This is a genomic window from Arthrobacter globiformis (assembly GCF_030818015.1).
Taxonomy (GTDB): Bacteria; Actinomycetota; Actinomycetes; order Actinomycetales; family Micrococcaceae; genus Arthrobacter; species Arthrobacter globiformis_C.
In genome coordinates this window covers 4,156,662-4,175,962 of the sequence record NZ_JAUSZX010000001.1, presented here as the reverse complement: position 1 = coordinate 4,175,962, position 19,301 = coordinate 4,156,662, and the positions used below count along the sequence as shown (strand labels likewise).

The window sequence follows — 19,301 nt, the reverse complement described above, 5'->3', positions numbered from 1 at the left end:
GCTCCGGCGCCGGGCGTATCCTGAACGCGTTAGCAATAGGAACCCACACGAGCCTTTGAGGGGGAAGCATGACCATCCCGCCAGTGCACGAACCAGAGCCGTTCCCGCCGGAGCCAGGGCCCGATCCCATGCGGCCGGACCCGTCCCGTCCCGCACCGCCCAACCCCATCCCCGCGCCGGAGCCGCCCGGCCCGCTTCCGGTGCCCGACCCCGGCCCTGAGCCGCTGCGTCCGGACCCGACCCGCAGCTGAGCAGCCCACGAGGGCGACCGTCGTCGTCGAACACGTAAGGACGCACAAATGGTCCGGGGACGCTGGAATCCACGCGTCCCCGGACCATTTGCGTGTCCGGGGACCATTCGCGAAAGTCCCATTTCTGCAACATTCAGAATTTTCCTGTTACCTGAGTCACATGCACGCTAGGGTTATATCCGGTCGCAGCGTCGCGGCCGCGCATGAGGGGAGAAGTTTTGAACCAGAAGCTCAAGGTACTGGTCCGCGTGGACCTCGACTGCGGCGAGGCTCAGGTCGCCGCCCAGGGACATGTAACCGCCCAAAGCATCCAAGCTCTTTACGTCGTTATGAAACGCGCCAACCACCTCCGTCAGGGCCTGCAGCTCGTCGTCGATGTCAGCCACGCCCGTGTCGAACCCGTCGCACTTGAACAGCTGCGGGAATGCTCCAAAACGCACCACCTTCCACGTTCCATCGATCCGCAGCAGTCCGAATGCAACGTCCGCGTCCTGGCCCCGGCCGACGGCGCCGCAGCCAGCCGCTACGCGGTCGCCGCGGCTGCTTGAGGCGGGCCGCTGGTTAAGTTGAAATAGAACTGAATACACGCTGAGGCCCCGGACTCTCGATGGAGTCCGGGGCCTCAGCGTGTGCCGGAGGAGCCTCGGGGGCCTCGGCGAAAAGCGCCTGCTAGCGGTCGGGGTTGGGGTCCCGCACGTCGCGCTCGCCGATGTCCGCCGCGCCCAGAACGTCGGCGGCCGGCGAGTGCACGGGGTCATGTTCGCGGACGCGCAACTCGGGATGGTGAAGGTCCAGGGCCGGACGCTCGGAGCGGATGCGCGGCAGAGAGGTGAAATTGTGCCGGGGCGGCGGGCAGGACGTGGCCCATTCCAGGGAAGCCCCGAAACCCCACGGATCGTCGACTTCCACCTTTTCCTTGCTGCGGGCCGTAATAAAGACATTCCAGAAAAACGGAATCAGCGAGGCGCCCAGCAGGAAGGAACCAAAGGTCGAGAACTGGTTCATGGCCGTGAAGTTGTCCTGCGGCATGTAGTCGGCGTAGCGGCGGGGCATGCCTTCAACGCCGAGCCAGTGCTGGATCAGGAACGTGGCGTGGAAGCCCACGAGCAGCATCCAGAAGTGGATTTTGCCGAGGCGCTCGTTGAGCATCTTTCCCGTCCACTTCGGCCACCAGAAGTAGAAGCCGGCGAACATAGCGAACACCACGGTGCCGAACACCACGTAGTGGAAATGGGCCACCACGAAGTAGGAGTCGGAGACATGGAAGTCCAGCGGCGGCGAGGCCAGGATAATGCCAGTCAGACCGCCGAAGAGGAACGTGATGAGGAAGCCGATGGCCCACAGCATCGGGGTCTCAAAGGTCAGTGAGCCGCCCCACATGGTGCCGATCCAGTTGAAGAACTTCACGCCGGTGGGAACGGCGATGAACATGGTCATGAGCGCGAAGAACGGCAGCAGCACGGAGCCGGTGACGTACATGTGGTGGGCCCAGACCGTGGCCGACAGGGCGGCGATGGCGATGGTCGCGTAGACCAGGCCCTTGTAGCCGAAGATCGGCTTGCGGCTGAAGACCGGGAAGATCTCGGACACGATGCCGAAGAACGGCAGCGCGATGATGTACACCTCGGGGTGCCCGAAGAACCAGAACAGGTGCTGGAACAACAACGCCCCGCCGTTCTCCGGGTCATAGATGTGGGCGCCGAAACGGCGGTCCGCGCCGATGGCGAAGAGTGCTGCGGCCAGCGGCGGGAAGGCCATCAGTACTAGGACGGATGTGATGAAGACGTTCCAGGTGAAGATCGGCATGCGCCACATGGTCATGCCGGGGGCCCGCATGCAGACCACCGTGGTGATGAAGTTGACCGCACCCAGGATGGTGCCGAAGCCGGACAGTGCCAGGCCGAAGACCCACAGGTCACCGCCGATGCCGGGTGTGAACGTGGTGTTGTTAAGTGGCGCGTACACCGTCCAGCCGAAGGATGCGGATCCCTGCGGGGTGATGAAGCCGGACACCGCAATCGTTGAGCCGAACAGGAAAAACCAGAAGGCCAGCGCGTTAAGGCGGGGGAACGCGACGTCGGGCGCGCCGATCTGCAGGGGCATGATCACATTGGTGAACCCGGCGAACAGCGGGGTGGCGAACATCAGCAGCATGACCGTGCCATGCATGGTGAACAGCTGGTTGTACTGCTCCTTCGTCACCAGAACTTGCATGCCGGGTTCGAAGAGTTCGGCGCGGATGAGCAAAGCCATCACACCGCCCAGGCAGAAGAACACGAAGGATGCGATCAGGTACATGTAACCGATCGTCTTGTGGTCGGTGGACGTGATCCACTTGACCACCATGTTGCCCTTGCGGCGGGGCACTACTCTGGGGGCCTCAGTGGTGGTGCCTGCTGGTTGCTGATATGCGGTCATCGTCTGCCACTCCCCGGCATCGCGCTTCGACGCCCCGTTTGGGGCGAGGGTGCCGGCCGGACCGTGAGCGGTTCACAGAACCGACGGCATCAGGATAGCGCCTGCGGCACCCCCGCAAAAGGTTTACTGGTTAATGGCCCGTGGCGGGACCGTGGACCCTCCTGGTGTCGCGGGACAGCAGCAGGGCGAGTCCGATCATCCCAACGCCCAGCAGGAAGTGCAGCCAGTTGTCAGCGGTGTTGACGGGAACGAAGTTCGCCGCGGTCTCGTGGCCGATCAGCAGGCCGTACAGCCAGAGGACCAGGTAGATGACGCCGCCATACAACAGGTAGCTCCTTGCCTGTCCCGGCGTCCGTCCCATGAGCAGGCCGGCCACGCCGAAGAGGAGGTGGACGATGTTGTGCAGGATCGATACCTGGAAGACGCCCAGAAGCAGGGCGTCGGAGGCGGGACCGGCCATTCCCAGTGACGCGTAGTTCGAGGTGATGCCGGGAATGAACCCCAGGATGCCGACGAGCACGAAAACTGCTCCGACGACCTGTGCCGCCCGTTGCAGCCGGGACCTTGCACCGGCCGCGCTGCCCATGGTGGTCATGGCGCCTACTCCTTCAATTGGAATTGGTTGAAACGGGAATTGACTTTGATGTGCCTTATTAAGGACGCCCGTTTTCTGCGGCGCTTAGACCACGGTTTTGTTCCCGCGGCGGCGGCGCCAGATAAAAACGACGAGGAGAGTGATGATCAATACCGCCGCGATAACGTACGGGGCGTATTCGAGGCGGTTGGTTTCCGACTCTGCCGGTTCTCCTGTGCCTGGGTTGGCAGGAGGCTCGGACGGCGTAGCAGACGGTGAAGACGTTCCGGTGGGCGAGGGTGTTCCGGCCGCATCGGACGTGCCCGCATGAACCTGCACAGAGCTGCCCGCCGGGACGGCGGACAGTGCCGAGGAACCCGGGACGGGCGCTGCGTTGGACGGCGCAGCGAGCGAAAGCCCGGCACCGGCGAGGGCGAGTATGGCGGTGAAAGTAGCGAGCAGTCTGCGCATAGGCTCTCCTGCGTTGTCCGATGCTGGCATGAATATAGTAAGCATGATTAGTATCTCAGGATAAGCAACATTTGTAACCTGTGTGCCGCCGCTTATAACTTGCTCGCTTCGGAGTTTCGGCGGAAGGTTCATGAATACGCGTCCGACGCCGGCGCTTAGAAGGAAATGAACTCCACCAGTTCGCCCACCCGGTCCTCCGGGTAGTTCCGGGCGATGTCGGCCTGGCTGAGCATCCCGACCAGGTCGTGGCCGTCGATGACCGGCAGCCTCCTCACCTGGTGCTGCTGCATGGTCCTGATGGCTTCCTCAATGGTGTCGTCGGCGCCGATGGTCACCGGTTTTCCCTCGGCGAGGTCGCCGGCCTTGGTGCTCTTGGGGTCGCCGCCGTCGGCCAGGCAGCGGACCACGATATCCCGGTCGGTGAGCATGCCCTTGAGCCGGTTGTCCTCGCCGCAGATCGGGAGGGATCCGACGTCGAGATCCTTCATCTTCCTGGCCGCCTGCTCAAGGGTTTCATTGACGCCAATGCATTCTGCGCCGCCGGTCATGATGTCGCGTGCCAGGATCGACATTGCCGTTCTCCTCACGTTTGGTGCTCGTACGACGGCGGGCTGCCGCGCTTCGTTCAGTTCGGCACCCGTTCAGTCCGGCACTTCCATTTGGAACCCGCAGCCGCAGCGCAGCAGCCGGGTGGGCAGGTGCACGTCGTGGATGGTGCGGCGCCGGCCGAGCTCCGTGCCGTAGATGCTGCTGGTTCCCGAGCTGACCGAGGCCATCGGCGTTCCACAATGGAAGTATTCGCCGCCGAACTGCAGCACGCCCATCACCTGACCGTGGCGGTTCAGGACGCCTGCCACGTCGTGGACTCCGGCCGGGTGGGCGTAGAACTGGTCGCATTCCACGCAGGTGTAGGACACGTCCACCATGCCTTCTTGTGCCGGATGAAGGGCCTCAATCGATTCGACGATAAGGTGTTCATCCGTCTGGCACTGGGAGCACCACAAGGGGTCGCCGGAGGGGCGCTGCGCTTCGCCGGGCAGGTGGGCATTGGAGATAGTCGTCATTAACGTGCTCCTGGTTAGGGGGCATCGGTGCCCTGCTGCTTGAGCTCAATCCCACGCTTAAAATACTCCCGGGCCGCCGGGCCGAGCAATAGCACCCAAAGCCTGCGGCCAGCACCCCGAGCTTGCGGCGACGCTGCCGGAACAGCTGTCCGTTCGCCGTCGCAAGCCCTGAATTCCCTGCCCTGACGGTGCGAAATCCGGAAGGAAGAAACCGCGGCGGAACCCTTGTGGCGGGGCGGGGCCGGTGCTATAAAACATTTACAGCCAGCCGTCGCGGCTGGCGGTGAACGGGAGGACCCGGGGCTTCAATTTGGCTGCCAGAAGGGGCGGTTAGCCCGGGAGCGCGCCACCGCGCCAAACAGCGCACGGCAGCAGCGTCCGGATCCTCTCGCGGACGGTCTCCGGCTCAACGAGCGGAGGCCGTCCCTTCGTATGCGCCTTGTTGTCCGCGGCGATTATCCGCGGCGCAGCCGGGCCCTGCTGACAACACGGCCTGCTGACAGCCGGGCGCCAATTAGTTACGCTTGTCACACAGGTCTCCTAGTTGTACGCGGGGTTTGACGCCCCGCGTGCGTCCGTACTGCGGACACGGTGTGGCAGGAGCGCCAGGTGAATAGGACCAGAGGCCAAGTCAGGGCGGGCCTTCTAGCGGCGGTGTCCTTGGCGGCCGCCCTTCTGGTGTCCTGCACTCCCGGCAATGGTCAACCACCCCCACCCGCCCCTGACACCGACCACCACAACATCACTGTCTGGACTACCGAGACGCTTCCGGACCGCATGGCCAAGCTTCGCGTCTTGATCGAGGATTTCACCGCTGCCACTGGAGTGAAGGCTGACCTCGTGGGTGTTCCTCCGCACCGCTTCAACCAGGTCCTGACGTCATCGGCCGCCTCCGGCGACCTTCCGGACGTGATGGCTTCCCTGTCGCTGGGGCAGGTCCGGACCCTGGCGGCCTCCGGCCACATCGACTACAAGACCAACGCGGCCATCGTGCAAAGCCTCGGGGAGCAGACGTGGGCCGCCCGGGCGCTCGAACTGACGAGCGACAACGGCCAGCAGCTGGCCGTTCCGGGCTCCGCCAGGCATCACCTGATCTATTACCGCAAGGACCTCTTCGCCATGGCAGGGTTGAGTGCGCCGCGGACGTACGCGGACATCGTTGCCGCGGCCAGGAAACTGGATTCCCCGGAGCTGGCGGGCATTGTCGCGGCCAACAAGGCTGGCCAGGCGTTCACACAGCAGTCCTTTGAGCACATTGGGCTGGGAAACGGCTGCGAGATGATGGATGCCCAGGGAGGCATTACGTTCGACAGCTTCCAGTGTGTGACGGCGCTCGGGTTCTACCGCGACCTGCTCAAAAACTATTCCGTGCCCGGCATACAAGACATTGATACAGTGCGGTCGGCCTACTTCGCCGGCAAGGCCGCCATGGCCGTCTGGCCGACGGACATGCTGGATGAACTGGCCGGCACGCGGACCGATGCGCGGCCCAGCTGCCCCGAATGCACCAAGGATCCGCTGTTCCTGGCGCGGAACACCGGAGTGGTGGCTGGCCTCCAGGGGCCGGACGGTCACCGGCCGGCGCACTTCGGTGAAGTGAACTCGTGGACCGTAACGGCTGATTCAGACGCCGAACCTGCCCGCCGCTTCGTGGAGTACTTCCTGACTGACGGCTATGCCGACTGGCTCGCGATTGCCCCGGAGGAGCGCGTTCCTGTGCGTTCGGGCAGCACCGCCAACCCGGCCGAGTATGCGGATGCCTGGATGTCCACCCCCGTGGCAGCGGGCAGGACCGAGCGGCTCGGCAGCGTTTATGCCGAGGATGTTCTCTCCACCCTGCTGCAGGGGTCGAACGACCTGAAGCACTGGGGGATTATCCAGGGCCACGACGACCTGGCCGGCGCTGCGATGGCCGAGTTGCCCATCGGCAAGGCCGTCAGCGACGTTGCAGCGGGCCGGGCCCAGCCGCAAGCCGCAGCCACCAAGGCTGCCGCGTCGCTCCGGTCCATCTTGAAGTCGCCGAAGTGAGCCGCTGGTTGAGCCGGAGCCCCGACCGCCGGGTTCCCTCGCCGAGCTGGCGAGGTTAGGGGCCGGGTGGGGAGCGCGAAACCCCAGGCGGCCCAGCCAGCCCCACCTACGTGGCCAGTTCCATCATGAGGGGCGGCAGTTCGTCGGCCAGTTCCCGCGCCAGGTAGCCGAGGCTACCCACCCGGCTGGCGAGCCGGTCGCCGGCAGCGGCGTGCAGGTGAGTGCCCCAGCAGGCGGCCTGGGCGTCGCTCGTGCCTCGAGCCCGAAGCCCTGCGATGGCGCCGGCAAGAATGTCACCGCTGCCGGAAGTTCCCAGCCCGCCGTAGCCAGTGGTGATTTCCCAATGGTCTCCGGTAGCCGGGAAATCAGCGGCGGACGCGCCGCCGTCGGGAGAACCGCCGTCGGGGTTGCTGACGGCGGGTGGCCCGGCAATCATGCCCTGGCAGCTCACCACCGCGCGGTACTTTCCGGCGAGTTCGACGACGTCGGCCGCCAAGTCCCCGGTGTCCCGGCCCAGCAGGATCGCGGCCTCAGCGGGGTTCGGCGTGAGAATCAGCCGGCGCGCCCAAGGTTCCAGCTCATCAGCCAGTTGGGGGAGGGCACCCAAGGCGTAGGCATCGAGCACCACCGCCGGACCAGCGTTCTGACCCGGACCCTTGGAGGAATCATGCCGCAGCAGCCCGCGGAGCAGCGCCTCGGTCTGCCCGATGTCGTCCAGCCCCGGGCCGATCAGCACGGCATCAGCAGCATCAAAGTCCCCGAGAAGGTTTTCGAGCCCCGCGCCACCCACGGAACCGCCTGCGGACTGAGGCAGACCGATCACTCCCGCTTCCGGCAGCGTCACGGCCAGCTGGACGGCCACTGACTCCGCCACAGCCAAGGTCACCCGGCCAGCTCCGGCGCGAAGTGCGGCCGTACCGGCGAGCAAGGCAGCACCCGGAGTGCGCCGGCCGCCGCCGATGACCAGCACCGCGCCGCGGGAGTACTTGTCGGACCCCGCGGAGGGCAGCGGCCAGCTGCGCAGGAGCGTCGGCGTGATCAGGGTGGCGGGAGTGTTGGCGGAGTCCGTGGCGGCAGTGTCAGCGGGCTCAGCGCGGGTGGACATTGGCGTCCCCGGCGTGTTCGGTCACTTCGACGCCCTGCTCCATAAGGTGGTCGGCCACGTTGAAGCTCTCCAGCGTCCACGGGCCCGCTCCCTCCGGCCGGACATAGCGGGTCAGCGAGGCGTTCAGGATCGGAGTGCTGGCCGCCACGTCCAGGAGCTCCCGTTCGGACATGCCCTCAAGGATGTAGCGGAACAGCATGACGACGGCGTCGTGGCACACCAGCATCACCCGGTGGCCGCTGCCCAGCACGTTCAGTTCCCCGATCACGGAACGGAGCCGCAGCGCCACGTCCGCCCACGATTCCCCGCCCGGCGGACGGTAATAGAACTTGCCCAGCCACCGCCGTCGTTCTGCCTCCTGGGGAAGCCGGGTTTCCACACCAAAGGCGGTCAGCATGTCCAGGATGCCCAGCTCACGGTCGCGGAGACGCTCGTCCGAGCGGACGGGGACGGGCCAGCCCGCCGTCTCTACGGCGATCTCTGCCGTCTGGTAGGCGCGCATGTATGGGGAGGAGATAACGACGTCGGGCCGCCGGTCCTCGGGAACCGCCGCCAGTGCGCGGCCCAGGGCAGTCACCTGCTCCCGCCCCGTGGAGGAAAGCTCGACGTCGGCATCACGGGCCGGGACCGCGATCACCTCGGCGCCGGAAATCGTGGCATCGGTGGCGGCCACGTTGCCCTGGCTCTCGCCGTGCCGGATCAGGATGAGTTCCACGGCGCCGGCTGTCCACGCAGCGGGCACTGGGGCATCCTTGTGCGTTCCGTCAGCGGAGGTTCCGTTCTGTCCCACGATTGCGCTCCCGTTCAGCCTAGGCGTGCGAATTTTCACGTTACTAGTGCCGTACCCGGAATGGCAGCAGAGTAATCACCCGCGGCACCACCCCGCACGCTTCCTCAGCTTTCGTCGCCTTTTTTGGGATGCTTCCTCAGCTTTCGCGGCCTTCTTTGCTACGCTTCCTCAATTCCTGCAGCCAAAAGGGAACCTGCTCTGTTATCTGTGCGGAAGCGTTGACCCAAAACCTGCAAAATCTGAAGGAGGGTCGGCGTTTTTCCCGCAGGATGTGAGGAAGCGTTTGGGGGAGGGCGACGGGATGTGAGGAAGCGTCAGGGGATGCGTTTGCCGCCCGAGCGGTTGAGGAAGAACGCCAGCAGGGCCGCCAGCAGGAGGAAAGGCGCCACCCACAGCAGGAAGGCCACCGCCTTGATGGTTACGCCCGCGATGAAAAACAGCACCGCAACAACGGCGATGATCCAGATCAGTTTTTTCACTGGCTATCCCTCACGATCGTCACTTCTAGAACATCACTTCTAGAACATCACTTCCCCAGCGTCGCGGCGTACTGCCCCAGCCGGTCCTGCCCCAGGGCGGCGCCGACAGCGGCGGCGGCGCCGTAGTCCGGGAGGATAATTGACTGTCCGTCGGTGCTGGTCCCAAATCCTGCCGTCGGAAGCGTGAAGAACACCGCGTCCTGCATCCGGACATTCCGCAGGCTGTACACGAGGCTGGCCAGCGCGGTCGCGTTCAGCCCCTTATCCACGGTGATGTACTTCGACGCCGTGTTGACCAGCTTGTACAGCGTCACCGGGTTGGTCAGCGTGCGGGCGGAGAGCAGCTTGGCCAGGGTGGAACGCAGGAACAGCTGCTGGTTCGCGACCCGGCGGTAGTCGCCGTCAACAAACGTGTAGCGCTCGCGGACGAACTCGAGGGCACGCTGGCCCTTGAGCCGGTTCACTCCGGCGGGGAAATGCTGGTGCGTGTCGTGCGTGGAGGTGAAGGCCTCCGGATTGTTGACGTCCACGCCGCCGAGTGCCTCGGTGATGCCCCTGAAACCTTCGAAGTCGATCATGACGGCGTGCTGGATCTTCTGCCCGAACAGGGACTCCACGGTCTTCACGGCAAGCGGCATGCCGCCCTGCTCGAGCGAGGCGTTGATCTTGGCTTCGCCGTACCCGGGGATCGGAACCCAGAGGTCGCGCATGAGCGAGATGCCGTAGGCGTGCTTCCCGTCGGCCGAAAGATGCACCAGCATGAGGACGTCCGCGCGCTGGTTCGGCAGGCCGTTCGGCGCCGGGGCATCTCCCTTGCGGTGGTCGCTGCCGATCAGCAGGATGTTCATGGGCAGCGTGGGCGCCGGTGGCGGCTTCACCGGTTTGGGCGCCGGCTTCTTGGTGGGCGAGGGCTTGGTGGTTGCGGTCTGTGTGGGGCTCTCTGCGGCCGCGGTGATCTCCGTCTTGGCGGTCTGGGTATTCCAGATCTGCGCCAGGCTGAACAGGAAGCCGCCGGCCGCCAGGGCAACCCCGAGCAGCCCTGCCAAAACTACGTTGCGTATGGTCCGCTTGGGTTTGGCGCCGCCATTGGCGCCTGGAGCGGGGTCGCCGTTGCCCCCGGCTCCCGGGCTGTTCCGGGATTTCATGATCGGACCGTACCACCAAAAGCCGCTCGTGAGAACGACGGCGGCCGCCCGGTTTAAGAGGGGGCGTTCAGCCGGGCGAAACGCAGGATAGAGATGATCGCCGGGGCCAGTTCGTCCTCCATCTGCCGGTAGTAATCGGCGCTGCGGCGGTAGGGGTCCACGACGTCGTTGTCCGCGGCATCGGGGGCCAGCGCGAGGTGCCGGACCGACGCGGCCCGGGCGGGAAGCCTGCGCCAGAGCTTGGTGTTGGCCGCGAGCCGTTCACCGTTGAGGCCCGCGCCCTGAGGGGCATGCCCTTCACGCTCCTCCAGAACATTGAGCATCCTGGCAAACTCGCGGATGGTGAAGGTGCGCTTCAGCAGGGAGGCATCCAGCTGGAGCACCTCGCCCCGGTGTCCGGAGGTCATGGTGAGGACCAAGTCCACGTTCCGAAGGATCTTGCCCGACAGTTGGCGTGCCGCGAAGCCCTCCGCCGTGCCGCCGAAGGTGCGGATGATGTCCGCGGAGAGCGGCTGGACGGGGTCGCCCACCAGGGCGCGGGTTCCGGCGCTGCGCACCTCGAAGCCGCCCGGAAGCACTTGGTCCAGACCTGCCTGGAGCAGGCGTTCAGCCACGGGGGAACGGCAAATGTTGCCCGTGCAGACGGTCAGGATTCGGACTGGCGAAGGCGATTCCACGTATTGGCTCTCTCAGGCTGGTGTGCAGGACAGGTCTGTCCCACCGATTCAACTTAACATGTGAGCCGCCCGGCGTTCCGTCAGGAGCACGGTGTGCCCTGCCAACCAACTCCCAGCTTTCCTTCATGCTTCTGCCGGGATAGGGATGCCAGCATGGAGCCGGGACCGCGAACCGACATTGCTGCAGAAGGCAGGATCCAATGAGAGCTGCTCCGATTCACGGCTGGCACTCCAGGGACCTCCACGGGTGGCACCGGCGCCGGCCGGCTGGCCGGAAGCTTCTCGCGGCTGCGCTGGTGGCGGTGGCCCTCACGGGTCTCGCTGCCTGCGGAACTGGACCGTCGCCCTCGCCCACAGCGGCGGCAAAGCCGGGACACGTGTTCGTGATCAACCTGGAGAACAAGTCCTTCCGGGATGTCTGGAACGACCAGTCCGACGCAGAGTACCTGTCCCAGACCCTGCGTCCGCAGGGCGTGCTGCTGAGCCGGTACTACGCAATCGGGCATGCCTCGCTTCCCAACTACATCGCCCAGATATCGGGGCAGGGCCCGAACCCCGTCACCAAAGGCGACTGCCCGGACTATGAGGCGTTTGACTCGAGCGGCACAGCATCGTTGGGCCAGGCGCAGGGCAGGGGCTGTGTGTACCCCGAGTCGGTGCAGACGCTTGCCGGCCAGCTGAGCGCGGCCGGCAAGACCTGGAAAGGGTACATGGAGGACATGGGCATCCCGTGCCGCCATCCGGAGGCGGGCGCTAGGGATTCTGACCATGCAGCGCAGGAGGGCGACCAGTACGCCACCCGGCACAACCCGTTCGTGTACTTCGCCGGGATCACATCGTCGCCCGAGTGCCAGGCCAACGACGTCGACTTCTCCAACCTCCACGCCGACCTCAAAACCGTGGCAACCACACCGAACCTGTCATACATCAGCCCGAACCTGTGCAACGACGGGCACGACAGCCCGTGCGTTGACGGGCGGGAGGGCGGCCTGGTCTCGGCCGATGTATGGCTCCGCAAGCATGTCCCGGAAATTATGGCCTCCCCGGCGTACAAGCAGGACGGGATGCTGGTCATCACCTTCGACGAGGCGGAGGGGAAGGAAAGCGCGGGTGCCGCACTGCCTGGGGGAGCGGCCGGCGGACTGACTGGGACGCTGGTGCTGTCACCGCTGGCCAGAGCAGGCACAACCTCGGACCGCTTGTACAACCACTACAGCCTGCTGGCCAGCATCGAGGACGTCTTTGGCCTGCCCTACCTCGGGTACGCGGCCGCGCCCGGGCTGAACCGCTTCGGGTCAGATGTTTTCAGCCGCTGAACCAGCAGAGATGTCAGCAGCGCCGCCGCTACGTGCGCGTACAGCAGCACGTGCAGCGGCTGGGTTGGCACGCCGGCCAGCAGCAGACCGGGGCCGTTGAACTGCGCGGCGGCGGCATGTCCGTGACCGTCCAGGGTGGTGGCCAGCGGATCTGAGAAGAATGCGAAAGCCCAGTGAATGGCCTGCTGTCCCACACCGGCCAGTACCAGCAGGGCCCAGTTCGGAACACCGATCCGGGTGACGACTGCGCCGGCCAGGCTGAGCAGTGCGGCGGTGGCGACGACGATCGGCGCCGCAGGCACGGGATGCCCAGACACGCCGTGGATGACCAGGCCCAGGACAACACTGACGGAGCCGAAGAGCCAGCCGGCAACAGCAAACTGATTGCGACGTCTACGTTCCGCCATGCGCCCATCCTCCACCAGGTTGCCCGCCGGTGCCAGCGGGTCCTAGTAGGCTGACAGTGAGAGTCACCCCGATCTGCCGTAAGGACAGCGTGGAATGGCAGCACTCATGAATGAGCCGGCGAAGAAGGCCGGGCTCCCGAACCGGGAGGGCGAATTCGTTCCCCAGCGGATAGCCGGTCCGGTGGTGGTTGGCGTCGTGCCAGGGCAGCCCCCGGCCGTCGTGCAAAATGCCGCCCGGTTGGCTTACTCCCTGAACGTCAAGCTCATCTGCGCCTATGTGGACATCACCTCATACCTGAGCAATGAGCGGGACGACCAGGACCTTCTGCAGTCGGCAGGCCAGGACGGAACCGTCGACGACGTCGAGCAGACCAGCGCCCATCTCAGGGAACACCTGCAGGCTCTCCTCGGCAAGGCCGGGATTCGCTGGTCGCTCCTGACCCTTGTCGGGGAACCCGCGCGCGCCTTGGGCCGGCTGGCCGATTCGGCGGATGCCTCGGTCATCGTGGTGGGCACCCGCGAAGGAAGGGTGGGCGCGCGGTTGGAGCAGCTGTTGCTTGGCTCGGTGGCCGTCCACCTCACGCACCGGCAGACCCGGCCGGTGGTCGTTGTTCCGCTCGCCCCGGAGAGACGGCACCGCCCGAAGGAGGAAACCTGACGCTATTCCGGCGCCACAGACGGTCCAGACCACGGACACCATCCACCCATACAAGATGAATGCGAGGGACTTTATATGGCCGACCTGATCGATTTTCTGGAAGCGCGAATCGCCGAGGACGAGGCGGATGCCCGGCAGGGACTGGAGACGGAAGGAACGGCGGGACCCGCCGTCGGCTGGTTCAATCCCGGGCGCGTACTTTCAGAATGCGCGGCCAAACGGAAGATCCTGGGAAACGTTCCGTTAGTCACGGATGTTGCCACCGCGATCGGCGCCACGAGCGAATACGTCCTGATGTCCCTTGCCGCCGTCTACAAGGACCACCCCGACTACCAGGAAGGCTGGGAGGTCGACGGGCTGTAGGGCTTGGCCGTCGACGGCGGGTGCCGGCGCCCGTGGCGCCGCCCGAGCCTGGCGCTCGAACCGGCGCTAGCCGGTAGTGCCCGTGTCGTCGTGCGCCGAGCCCACGGGCTTGGATTCGGGTGAGCCGCGCTGGCGCAGGTAGATCGACAGGACAACCATGGAACCGACGGCGAGGAACTCGGACTGCCAGTTCTGCAGGGTGCGGTTCCAGAACTCCGGCGAGACGATGTACTCCGCCCAGCTGACGGGCTGCTGGAAGTTCTTGATCTGCTCCTGGTTGTAGTTGCTGTTTCCGGCAATGGACTGGGCCAGCCAGGACAGGAGGAAGATCAGCCCCATCGTCAGCCCCAGCGAGTTGGAGTAGAGGGTCCGCCGCCAGCCTGAAACGCGGGCCCACTTCGGCGACTTGGCGTTGCTGAACTCGCCCACGAGCTGTTCCCTGTCCGACTCCGGGCCGGGCTCGTTGAGTTCCTTGGACTCGGGGGACCCCTTCTGGACCAGCCAGATCGTGGCGAAGATATACAGCAGGAACTGCAGGTACTCGGACTGCCAGTTTTCCGAGACGTCCACGGCGAAGTTCGACGACGTCAGGTACTGTCCGAGGCTGATTTCCTCCAGCCCGGAGGCTACCTGCTCCTCATTGAAGAGGGCATGGCCGGTGAGCGCCTGGCCCAGGAGGGCCAGGAGGAAGATGAGGCCAAAGAAGAGGCTGAGGCCGTTGTTTCTGAGTGCTTTTTTCACGGCCCGCCTATCCCCTGACGAGCCCGACGGCGACCATGTAGGCCAGTCCGCCGAAGATCAGTATGAGATACAGGGCGAAGGTCCAGCGCATGCTATTTGCCTCCTACTTCGCAGGTGTACGGCGCTTCTTCCCCTTTGGGGGTGCAGCCTGCGCCTGTGATTCTCCAGCCCGCGTTGGAGGCGGCCAGGAAGACGGTGTCGTGCTCGAACTCGACGAAGGCGTCACGGCCGAACTGCTCGGTGCTCAACAGCTTCCCCGCGTCCGGGATTTTCGCCTTTTCCAACTGACTTTCGCAAGTGCCGGCGTCACTGGACCGGGCCGTCTCCTCCCGTGTCTCGGACTGCAGCAGCGAGCAGGCCGCCGTCATGTCGGAGCTGGCCACGTCCCGGTGGAACGCTGCCGCTGCCTGTGCGGCCTCCGTTCCGTCAGCAGCACACCCCGAAAGGACGCCACCAGTAAGCGCGAGCAGGGCGGGGATCCCCAGCCTCAGGCCCCTGAGGGCCCTAGGCGTCTTCACGTTCCGGGTTTTCTAGCAGGAAGAAGTTGGACGTTCCGTTAGGACGCTGTTCCTTGTAGATGAGATTGAGGCGGCGCTCGTCAAGCGTTTTGAACGCGGGGGTGTTCGGTGTCGCGTTACCAGGCTTGTCACTCAAGGCAGTTCCTCCTCGTGCAGGACGACAGCAATTACTAAGGCTACTTATTGTTTAGTCTGTGTGACTGGCGCCGTCAAGATGGACCACCAGCATGCTTCACGATGCTGTTCGTGGAAGCTGTGGTCGTGGGCCTGCCGTGGGTATCGATCAGCGTGCAGCCGGCGCCGACGCTGCCAGCCAGGCTTTCGTGGGCCGCCCGTGCGATATTGGCTACCGCCCGGTCAACCACTGGTTCCGTGAGCAGGAGGCCCATGACCGGCGCGAAGATCTCGGGCAGTTCCCCTGCCATTCGGTGCTTCCGCGTCACAGGCAGGCCTCACATGTCATCAGGGTCGTTGTCATCCTCGTGCAGGGATGCCTTCGGCAGGTGCTTCCCATCATAACCACGAGCCGGAACTACACCCGCCGGCCGCGTCCGGGGCACCGGTGCGGAAGTTGATCAGCTTGTGGGTGCCGTCGCAGTAGGGTTTGATCGCCGAGGCGCCGCACCGGCAGAGGGCAACCGTGGTTCTTTGGCGGGGGACCGGATCCCCTGACGGAGTGCCGATTTCAAAGTCTCCGCGGATGAGGATCGGGCCGTCGGGGCAGAGCACCACCGAGCTGGGGCCTGCCGGATGCTGAGGGGCACGATTCACGAAAATTGCTCCGTTCTGGCTGGGTGGAATGGGGCTGACGGATTTTGCCTTGGTGCTTGAGCCGGAGCGTGGCCATGGAAGTGGCCGCGATCTTCAGCCTGGTGCCTGAATCGGGAGCCCCGCCGCGGGCGCGCAGAGCCAGGGCCACCCAGATGCATACTGCCCGTTCCAGGACCCACAGCGGCGCGAACAGAGCGGTGTCCGCCGGAAAGGCGGCCGTCCCGCCGTCGCGCCTCCTCCCGCTTCCGCTATGGCGACGGCGGTGCCGGCCAGCGCGAGGAGCGCCGGCATGCGCGCTACTCGCCGGTGCGCGGGCACCGCCGCGAGGACGGGCAATAGGGCGAGTTCTGCGCACAACCGGATGGGCTGGGCGAAGTCGTCGGAGGGCCCTGTTGATCAGTGACCGGGCGGTGTCCCAGCGCGCGTGTCAGGGCAGCGGCGTGAAGAAATTCTGCGGGCGGACCACCTCGGCGTCGTCGAGTCCGGCGAAGGCAACGGCCAGCTGGCCGCGTGTGTAGCGGACGTCGTCGTCGGCGATGACAAGCCTCTCCGCGTCACCTACGCGAGCCGCTGTCAGCACACCTGCCACCTTGCCGTTTCCGCCGCTCCCCGTCGCCGGGGGAATATGCCGGACCGGCGGCGGAAACAGGGCCCGGTGCCGGGTGAACAGTTCTGTCGGGGAGCCGTCCACAACGGTGACTCTTGTCCAAGCGCATAGCTCCCGGAGGTAGTCGACGAGTTCCTCCAGCCCGGCATCGTCCGTCCAGCGCACAGGCAGAATGTATTCGGTGTCCGGCCCGGGTCCCGGATCCTCGCTCACGCGGCTTCAGGGAGGGTCGTCCGCAATGAGGACCTTCCGTCCTCCCAGGCTTCCACGATGTGCTCGGTGAGGCGGGCATCGATGGCAAGGGCGGCCCTCTACCCGCGAGGGTCCTGCAGCCACAGGAGCGGCAGAGCGCAGGGCCCGTTCGAAGGGGACCCGAGCAGCCGGCGGAGCGCGATCAGTCCGGGCTCCCATTCCCAGGCGTCGTCCACGCCCTCAATGCCTCCATAGTGCAGCTCGTAAAGGCAAAACAGTGCGAGCTGGATGTCGTCATCGTTGAGGATGTCATCGGTGAGTTTCACTGTATCGGGAACGCTACATCCGGAGGTCCCGGATGTAGCGTTCCAGATCGTGGTGCAGCGCAGGTTCGATATCCGATTTGTTCTGCGTCAGTCGCTGGACGAGTGCCTCGGCTGTGGCCAGCACCTTACGGCCTTGGTGCGTAACCCGTATGTCCGAATAGCGCCGGTCGCCGCTGCGTTCCCTGCTCAGCAACCCAAGTCCCTGAAGGCGGCGGACCACCCTGCCCAGGCTTTGTTTGCTGACGCAGAGCAGGGTGGCCAGGTCCGAGACCGTTACCGGTTCGAGCTCCGCGACCGACTCCAGGACGTCCAGGGACCCCTTGGTCAGGCCCAGATGCATGAGGTTGCGGTTGATCCGCAGCTCATTCAGACGGGCAGCGATGCTGAGGAGCCGGTGCGTTGGCCAGCTTTCAGGTCCTGTCGAATGAGCCAGGCTCATGCCGGCTCACGTGTTTTGGACGTGGTCCTTGGCGTCCGTGGCGGTTGCTTTGACGTCGGAGGCGGCGGTTTGGCCTTCGTCCTTGACGTGCTGGGCGGCGTCGGTGGCGGTGGCCTTGACGTTTTCCATGGCGTCCTGGGCGGGTTCCTTCCAGCCCTGGGCCATGTCCTTGGCTGCTTCGGTGAGCTGGCTGGTCATGGGTTCGGCGGCGGTTTTCAGGGCGTCGGCGGCTTCGCGTTCCTTCTGGCTTGGCGGGATCAGGGAGGAGGCGAGCAGCCCGGCGCCGAACGCGATCAGCCCGGCGGCGAGGGGGTTGCCCTGGGTTTTGGCGGCGACCTGGTGGGGTGCGTCGGCGATCGCGTCGCCGGCGGTGCTGATGGCGTTGCCGGCGGCGTCGGTGGCCTGGTGGAGGCCGCCGGTGGTGCTGTGGGTGGCGTGGTGGAGGCTGCCGGAGGTGCTGTGGGTGGCGTGGTCTGCGGTGCCCATGACTTTGTCCTTTACTCCGAAGACGGCGTCTTTGACCTTGCTGGTCTGGCGGTGGACGATGTTGGACGGGGTGACTTTGTCGGCCACGGCGTCCACGTTGGTGCCCAGGCGTTCGCGGGTGGCTTCGATGTCGGCGCGGATGGCGTCCGGGTTCTCACTCATCGGTGGTCTCCGTTCGGTTTGAGGGTGGGCGGGATTTCCTGGACGGTTTCGACGGTCTGGGGCATGCCCTTGATGGTTTTGAGTTCCTTGCGTCCCACACTGGCCAGGATCGCGGCGATGATGGCCCAGATCACGGCGACGATGACGGCGGACCAGCCCAGTCCCGTCAGCTCGCCCAGGGCGTACCAGAGGGCGATGGAGAGGAACAGGAGCACGAAGTGCCCGGCGATGCCGGCGCCGGCGAGCATGCCGCCGCCTTTGCCGGCGCGGGTGCCGGACTGTTTCAGTTCGGCTTTGGCGAGTTCGATTTCCTGCCGGATCAGGGTGGACAGGTCCCGGGTGACCTCGCCCAGGAGGTCACCGAGGGAGGTGGTGTCGGCCTTGGCGTGCGCGGCCGTCGGCGGGGTATCGGGGATCTGGCTGCTCACAGGGGACGACCTCCACCTTCGGTATACGGGTCCTCGGGATCGCGCAGCGGGACGCCTGCCGAACCCGGCGCCTCAAAGCCCGGGCGGGCGGGCTCGCCGTACACGGTTTCTGCGTATGTCGTCGGAGTTGCCTGCGGTGCGTCATACAGGGGAGCGGCCGGTGCAGCCGTCAGGCTGCTTTCGGTGACCGGCGGCTGGACGGGGTACTGGGGAACAGTGCCGCTCGTGGGTCCATAGCCGGCTGTGGTTCCGGTTTCGGGGGCGCCGGCCTGCAGGCTGCGGCCGAGGCGTCCGGCGAGGAGTCCTGCGCCTGCCGCGAGGAGCAGGAAGGTCCCGGGGCGTTGGCGGGCGAAGGACTTGACTTCGTTCAGCAGTGAGCCCGGGTCCCGGTTGTCCAGCCAGGACGCGACGGATTCGGAGCGGTCGGCGGCCTGCCGGATCAGGTCCGAGGCCACGCCCTGCTGGTCCGGTGCGTCGGCCATGGTGCGTAGCTGCGAGGAAATGGTGCGGATGCCTTCGGCGGCCTTGGTCTGCTGGGTGCCGGCCTGGCTGGTCAGGTCCGACTTCGCCTGATGCAGCAGATCCCGGGCGCTGTTCTTTGCTTCGTAGGCGACGTTCTTCGCCTCGGTTTTCGCTGTCTCCGCCACGTTCTGGGCGGCGCCGGCAGCCTGGCCAGCCACATTCGCGGCCTCATCCTTCGCCACGTCCTTCTTCGAGGAAGCGTCGTCCTGGTAGCCGACGGTTCCTGTGTACCCGGCCGTGCCTGCGCCGGCGATGTCGGCGTCGGTGGTGCCCAGCCCTGTTGTGCCCGGTCCGGTGCCGTATGGGTTCTCGGTCATCATTGCTCTCTTTCCTTTGAGGGTTAGCTGCTGCTGATGAACCAGC

The 19,301-nt window shown here is 65.6% G+C and carries 28 protein-coding genes; 6 read left to right on the top strand and 22 right to left on the bottom strand.

Going from position 1 to position 19,301, the window contains the following annotated elements; all coding sequences use genetic code 11:
- Window positions 1–68: 68 nt before the first annotated feature.
- The gene (locus QFZ23_RS19570) at window positions 69–251 is read left to right on the top strand and encodes a hypothetical protein (protein WP_306925492.1); all 183 of its coding nucleotides are present in this window, start codon (window positions 69–71) and stop codon (window positions 249–251) included.
- Between the two features lie 218 nt (window positions 252–469).
- The gene (locus QFZ23_RS19565) at window positions 470–799 is read left to right on the top strand and encodes a hypothetical protein (protein WP_306925490.1); all 330 of its coding nucleotides are present in this window, start codon (window positions 470–472) and stop codon (window positions 797–799) included.
- 121 nt (window positions 800–920) lie between these two features.
- Here the strand turns inward: QFZ23_RS19565 and ctaD are convergent, their stop codons facing one another.
- The 5 genes from ctaD to QFZ23_RS19540 form a co-directional block, all read right to left on the bottom strand.
- Window positions 921–2,669: an aa3-type cytochrome oxidase subunit I gene (ctaD, locus tag QFZ23_RS19560; RefSeq protein WP_306925488.1), complete on the bottom strand. Its 1,749-nt coding sequence runs from the start codon at window positions 2,667–2,669 to the stop codon at window positions 921–923.
- A gap of 130 nt (window positions 2,670–2,799) precedes the next feature.
- A complete protein-coding gene (locus tag QFZ23_RS19555; RefSeq protein ID WP_306925486.1) occupies window positions 2,800–3,264 on the bottom strand; it encodes a DUF4383 domain-containing protein in 465 nt (154 codons plus the stop codon).
- Window positions 3,265–3,348: 84 nt separating this feature from the next.
- Window positions 3,349–3,714 carry a LuxR family transcriptional regulator gene (locus tag QFZ23_RS19550; protein WP_306925484.1) on the bottom strand — a complete coding sequence of 122 codons (366 nt, stop codon included), beginning with the start codon at window positions 3,712–3,714 and terminating at the stop codon, window positions 3,349–3,351.
- 155 nt (window positions 3,715–3,869) lie between these two features.
- Window positions 3,870–4,286, bottom strand: coding sequence for a CBS domain-containing protein (locus tag QFZ23_RS19545; protein WP_306925482.1), 417 nt, complete (start codon window positions 4,284–4,286; stop codon window positions 3,870–3,872).
- A 69-nt stretch (window positions 4,287–4,355) separates the two neighbouring features.
- Complete coding sequence (locus QFZ23_RS19540) at window positions 4,356–4,778, bottom strand: hypothetical protein (RefSeq protein ID WP_306925481.1); 423 nt, start codon at window positions 4,776–4,778, stop codon at window positions 4,356–4,358.
- Between the two features lie 609 nt (window positions 4,779–5,387).
- Between QFZ23_RS19540 and QFZ23_RS19535 the strand changes: the two genes are divergently transcribed.
- Window positions 5,388–6,806, top strand: coding sequence for an ABC transporter substrate-binding protein (locus QFZ23_RS19535; RefSeq protein ID WP_306925479.1), 1,419 nt, complete (start codon window positions 5,388–5,390; stop codon window positions 6,804–6,806).
- A 106-nt stretch (window positions 6,807–6,912) separates the two neighbouring features.
- Here QFZ23_RS19535 and QFZ23_RS19530 read toward each other — a convergent pair whose 3' ends face one another.
- The 5 genes from QFZ23_RS19530 to QFZ23_RS19510 form a co-directional block, all read right to left on the bottom strand.
- On the bottom strand, window positions 6,913–7,911 hold the full coding sequence (locus tag QFZ23_RS19530; protein WP_306925476.1) for an ADP-dependent NAD(P)H-hydrate dehydratase: 999 nt from the start codon (window positions 7,909–7,911) through the stop codon (window positions 6,913–6,915).
- On the bottom strand, window positions 7,895–8,653 hold the full coding sequence (locus QFZ23_RS19525) for a histidine phosphatase family protein (protein ID WP_306925474.1): 759 nt from the start codon (window positions 8,651–8,653) through the stop codon (window positions 7,895–7,897). Before QFZ23_RS19525 ends, QFZ23_RS19530 begins: the two co-directional genes overlap by 17 nt.
- Window positions 8,654–9,015: 362 nt before the next feature.
- Window positions 9,016–9,180 (bottom strand): hypothetical protein, encoded by a 165-nt coding sequence (locus QFZ23_RS19520; RefSeq protein WP_306925472.1) that lies wholly within the window; start codon window positions 9,178–9,180, stop codon window positions 9,016–9,018.
- Between the two features lie 47 nt (window positions 9,181–9,227).
- On the bottom strand, window positions 9,228–10,325 hold the full coding sequence (locus QFZ23_RS19515; RefSeq protein ID WP_306925471.1) for an LCP family protein: 1,098 nt from the start codon (window positions 10,323–10,325) through the stop codon (window positions 9,228–9,230).
- Window positions 10,326–10,378: 53 nt separating this feature from the next.
- Entirely contained in the window at window positions 10,379–11,002 is a 624-nt protein-coding gene (locus QFZ23_RS19510; protein ID WP_306925470.1) for an arsenate reductase/protein-tyrosine-phosphatase family protein, read from the bottom strand.
- 200 nt (window positions 11,003–11,202) lie between these two features.
- On the opposite strand from QFZ23_RS19510, the gene QFZ23_RS19505 reads away from it, so the two are divergent.
- The gene (locus QFZ23_RS19505) at window positions 11,203–12,318 is read left to right on the top strand and encodes an alkaline phosphatase family protein (RefSeq protein ID WP_306925469.1); all 1,116 of its coding nucleotides are present in this window, start codon (window positions 11,203–11,205) and stop codon (window positions 12,316–12,318) included.
- Here QFZ23_RS19505 and QFZ23_RS19500 read toward each other — a convergent pair.
- Window positions 12,255–12,725: a hypothetical protein gene (locus QFZ23_RS19500; protein WP_306925468.1), complete on the bottom strand. Its 471-nt coding sequence runs from the start codon at window positions 12,723–12,725 to the stop codon at window positions 12,255–12,257. The genes QFZ23_RS19505 and QFZ23_RS19500 overlap by 64 nt on opposite strands.
- A gap of 94 nt (window positions 12,726–12,819) precedes the next feature.
- Between QFZ23_RS19500 and QFZ23_RS19495 the strand changes: the two genes are divergently transcribed.
- Together QFZ23_RS19495 and QFZ23_RS19490 are read left to right on the top strand one after the other, a co-directional pair.
- Window positions 12,820–13,383 (top strand): universal stress protein, encoded by a 564-nt coding sequence (locus tag QFZ23_RS19495; RefSeq protein ID WP_306925466.1) that lies wholly within the window; start codon window positions 12,820–12,822, stop codon window positions 13,381–13,383.
- Window positions 13,384–13,458: 75 nt separating this feature from the next.
- Window positions 13,459–13,746 (top strand): DUF6221 family protein, encoded by a 288-nt coding sequence (locus QFZ23_RS19490; RefSeq protein WP_306925464.1) that lies wholly within the window; start codon window positions 13,459–13,461, stop codon window positions 13,744–13,746.
- A 66-nt stretch (window positions 13,747–13,812) separates the two neighbouring features.
- Here the strand turns inward: QFZ23_RS19490 and QFZ23_RS19485 are convergent, their stop codons facing one another.
- From QFZ23_RS19485 to QFZ23_RS19435, 11 genes are all read right to left on the bottom strand, one after another.
- Window positions 13,813–14,487, bottom strand: coding sequence for a DUF6766 family protein (locus tag QFZ23_RS19485; RefSeq protein WP_306925463.1), 675 nt, complete (start codon window positions 14,485–14,487; stop codon window positions 13,813–13,815).
- Between the two features lie 92 nt (window positions 14,488–14,579).
- The gene (locus tag QFZ23_RS19480) at window positions 14,580–15,005 is read right to left on the bottom strand and encodes a hypothetical protein (RefSeq protein ID WP_306925461.1); all 426 of its coding nucleotides are present in this window, start codon (window positions 15,003–15,005) and stop codon (window positions 14,580–14,582) included.
- Complete coding sequence (locus tag QFZ23_RS19475) at window positions 14,992–15,141, bottom strand: hypothetical protein (RefSeq protein WP_306925459.1); 150 nt, start codon at window positions 15,139–15,141, stop codon at window positions 14,992–14,994. Before QFZ23_RS19475 ends, QFZ23_RS19480 begins: the two co-directional genes overlap by 14 nt.
- Before the next feature lie 73 nt (window positions 15,142–15,214).
- The gene (locus tag QFZ23_RS19470) at window positions 15,215–15,430 is read right to left on the bottom strand and encodes a hypothetical protein (RefSeq protein WP_306925457.1); all 216 of its coding nucleotides are present in this window, start codon (window positions 15,428–15,430) and stop codon (window positions 15,215–15,217) included.
- 88 nt (window positions 15,431–15,518) lie between these two features.
- Window positions 15,519–15,776: a CDGSH iron-sulfur domain-containing protein gene (locus tag QFZ23_RS19465; RefSeq protein ID WP_306925455.1), complete on the bottom strand. Its 258-nt coding sequence runs from the start codon at window positions 15,774–15,776 to the stop codon at window positions 15,519–15,521.
- Between the two features lie 427 nt (window positions 15,777–16,203).
- Complete coding sequence (locus QFZ23_RS19460) at window positions 16,204–16,596, bottom strand: hypothetical protein (protein WP_306925453.1); 393 nt, start codon at window positions 16,594–16,596, stop codon at window positions 16,204–16,206.
- 98 nt (window positions 16,597–16,694) lie between these two features.
- Window positions 16,695–16,901 carry a hypothetical protein gene (locus QFZ23_RS19455; protein WP_373427903.1) on the bottom strand — a complete coding sequence of 69 codons (207 nt, stop codon included), beginning with the start codon at window positions 16,899–16,901 and terminating at the stop codon, window positions 16,695–16,697.
- A 13-nt stretch (window positions 16,902–16,914) separates the two neighbouring features.
- Window positions 16,915–17,340: a MarR family winged helix-turn-helix transcriptional regulator gene (locus QFZ23_RS19450; RefSeq protein WP_306925451.1), complete on the bottom strand. Its 426-nt coding sequence runs from the start codon at window positions 17,338–17,340 to the stop codon at window positions 16,915–16,917.
- Window positions 17,341–17,346: 6 nt separating this feature from the next.
- Window positions 17,347–17,988 carry a DUF3618 domain-containing protein gene (locus QFZ23_RS19445; protein WP_306925449.1) on the bottom strand — a complete coding sequence of 214 codons (642 nt, stop codon included), beginning with the start codon at window positions 17,986–17,988 and terminating at the stop codon, window positions 17,347–17,349.
- Window positions 17,985–18,416 (bottom strand): phage holin family protein, encoded by a 432-nt coding sequence (locus tag QFZ23_RS19440; RefSeq protein ID WP_306921545.1) that lies wholly within the window; start codon window positions 18,414–18,416, stop codon window positions 17,985–17,987. The genes QFZ23_RS19445 and QFZ23_RS19440 overlap by 4 nt, the downstream gene beginning before the upstream one ends.
- Complete coding sequence (locus QFZ23_RS19435) at window positions 18,413–19,255, bottom strand: hypothetical protein (protein WP_306925447.1); 843 nt, start codon at window positions 19,253–19,255, stop codon at window positions 18,413–18,415. The genes QFZ23_RS19440 and QFZ23_RS19435 overlap by 4 nt, the downstream gene beginning before the upstream one ends.
- Window positions 19,256–19,301: the final 46 nt, after the last annotated feature.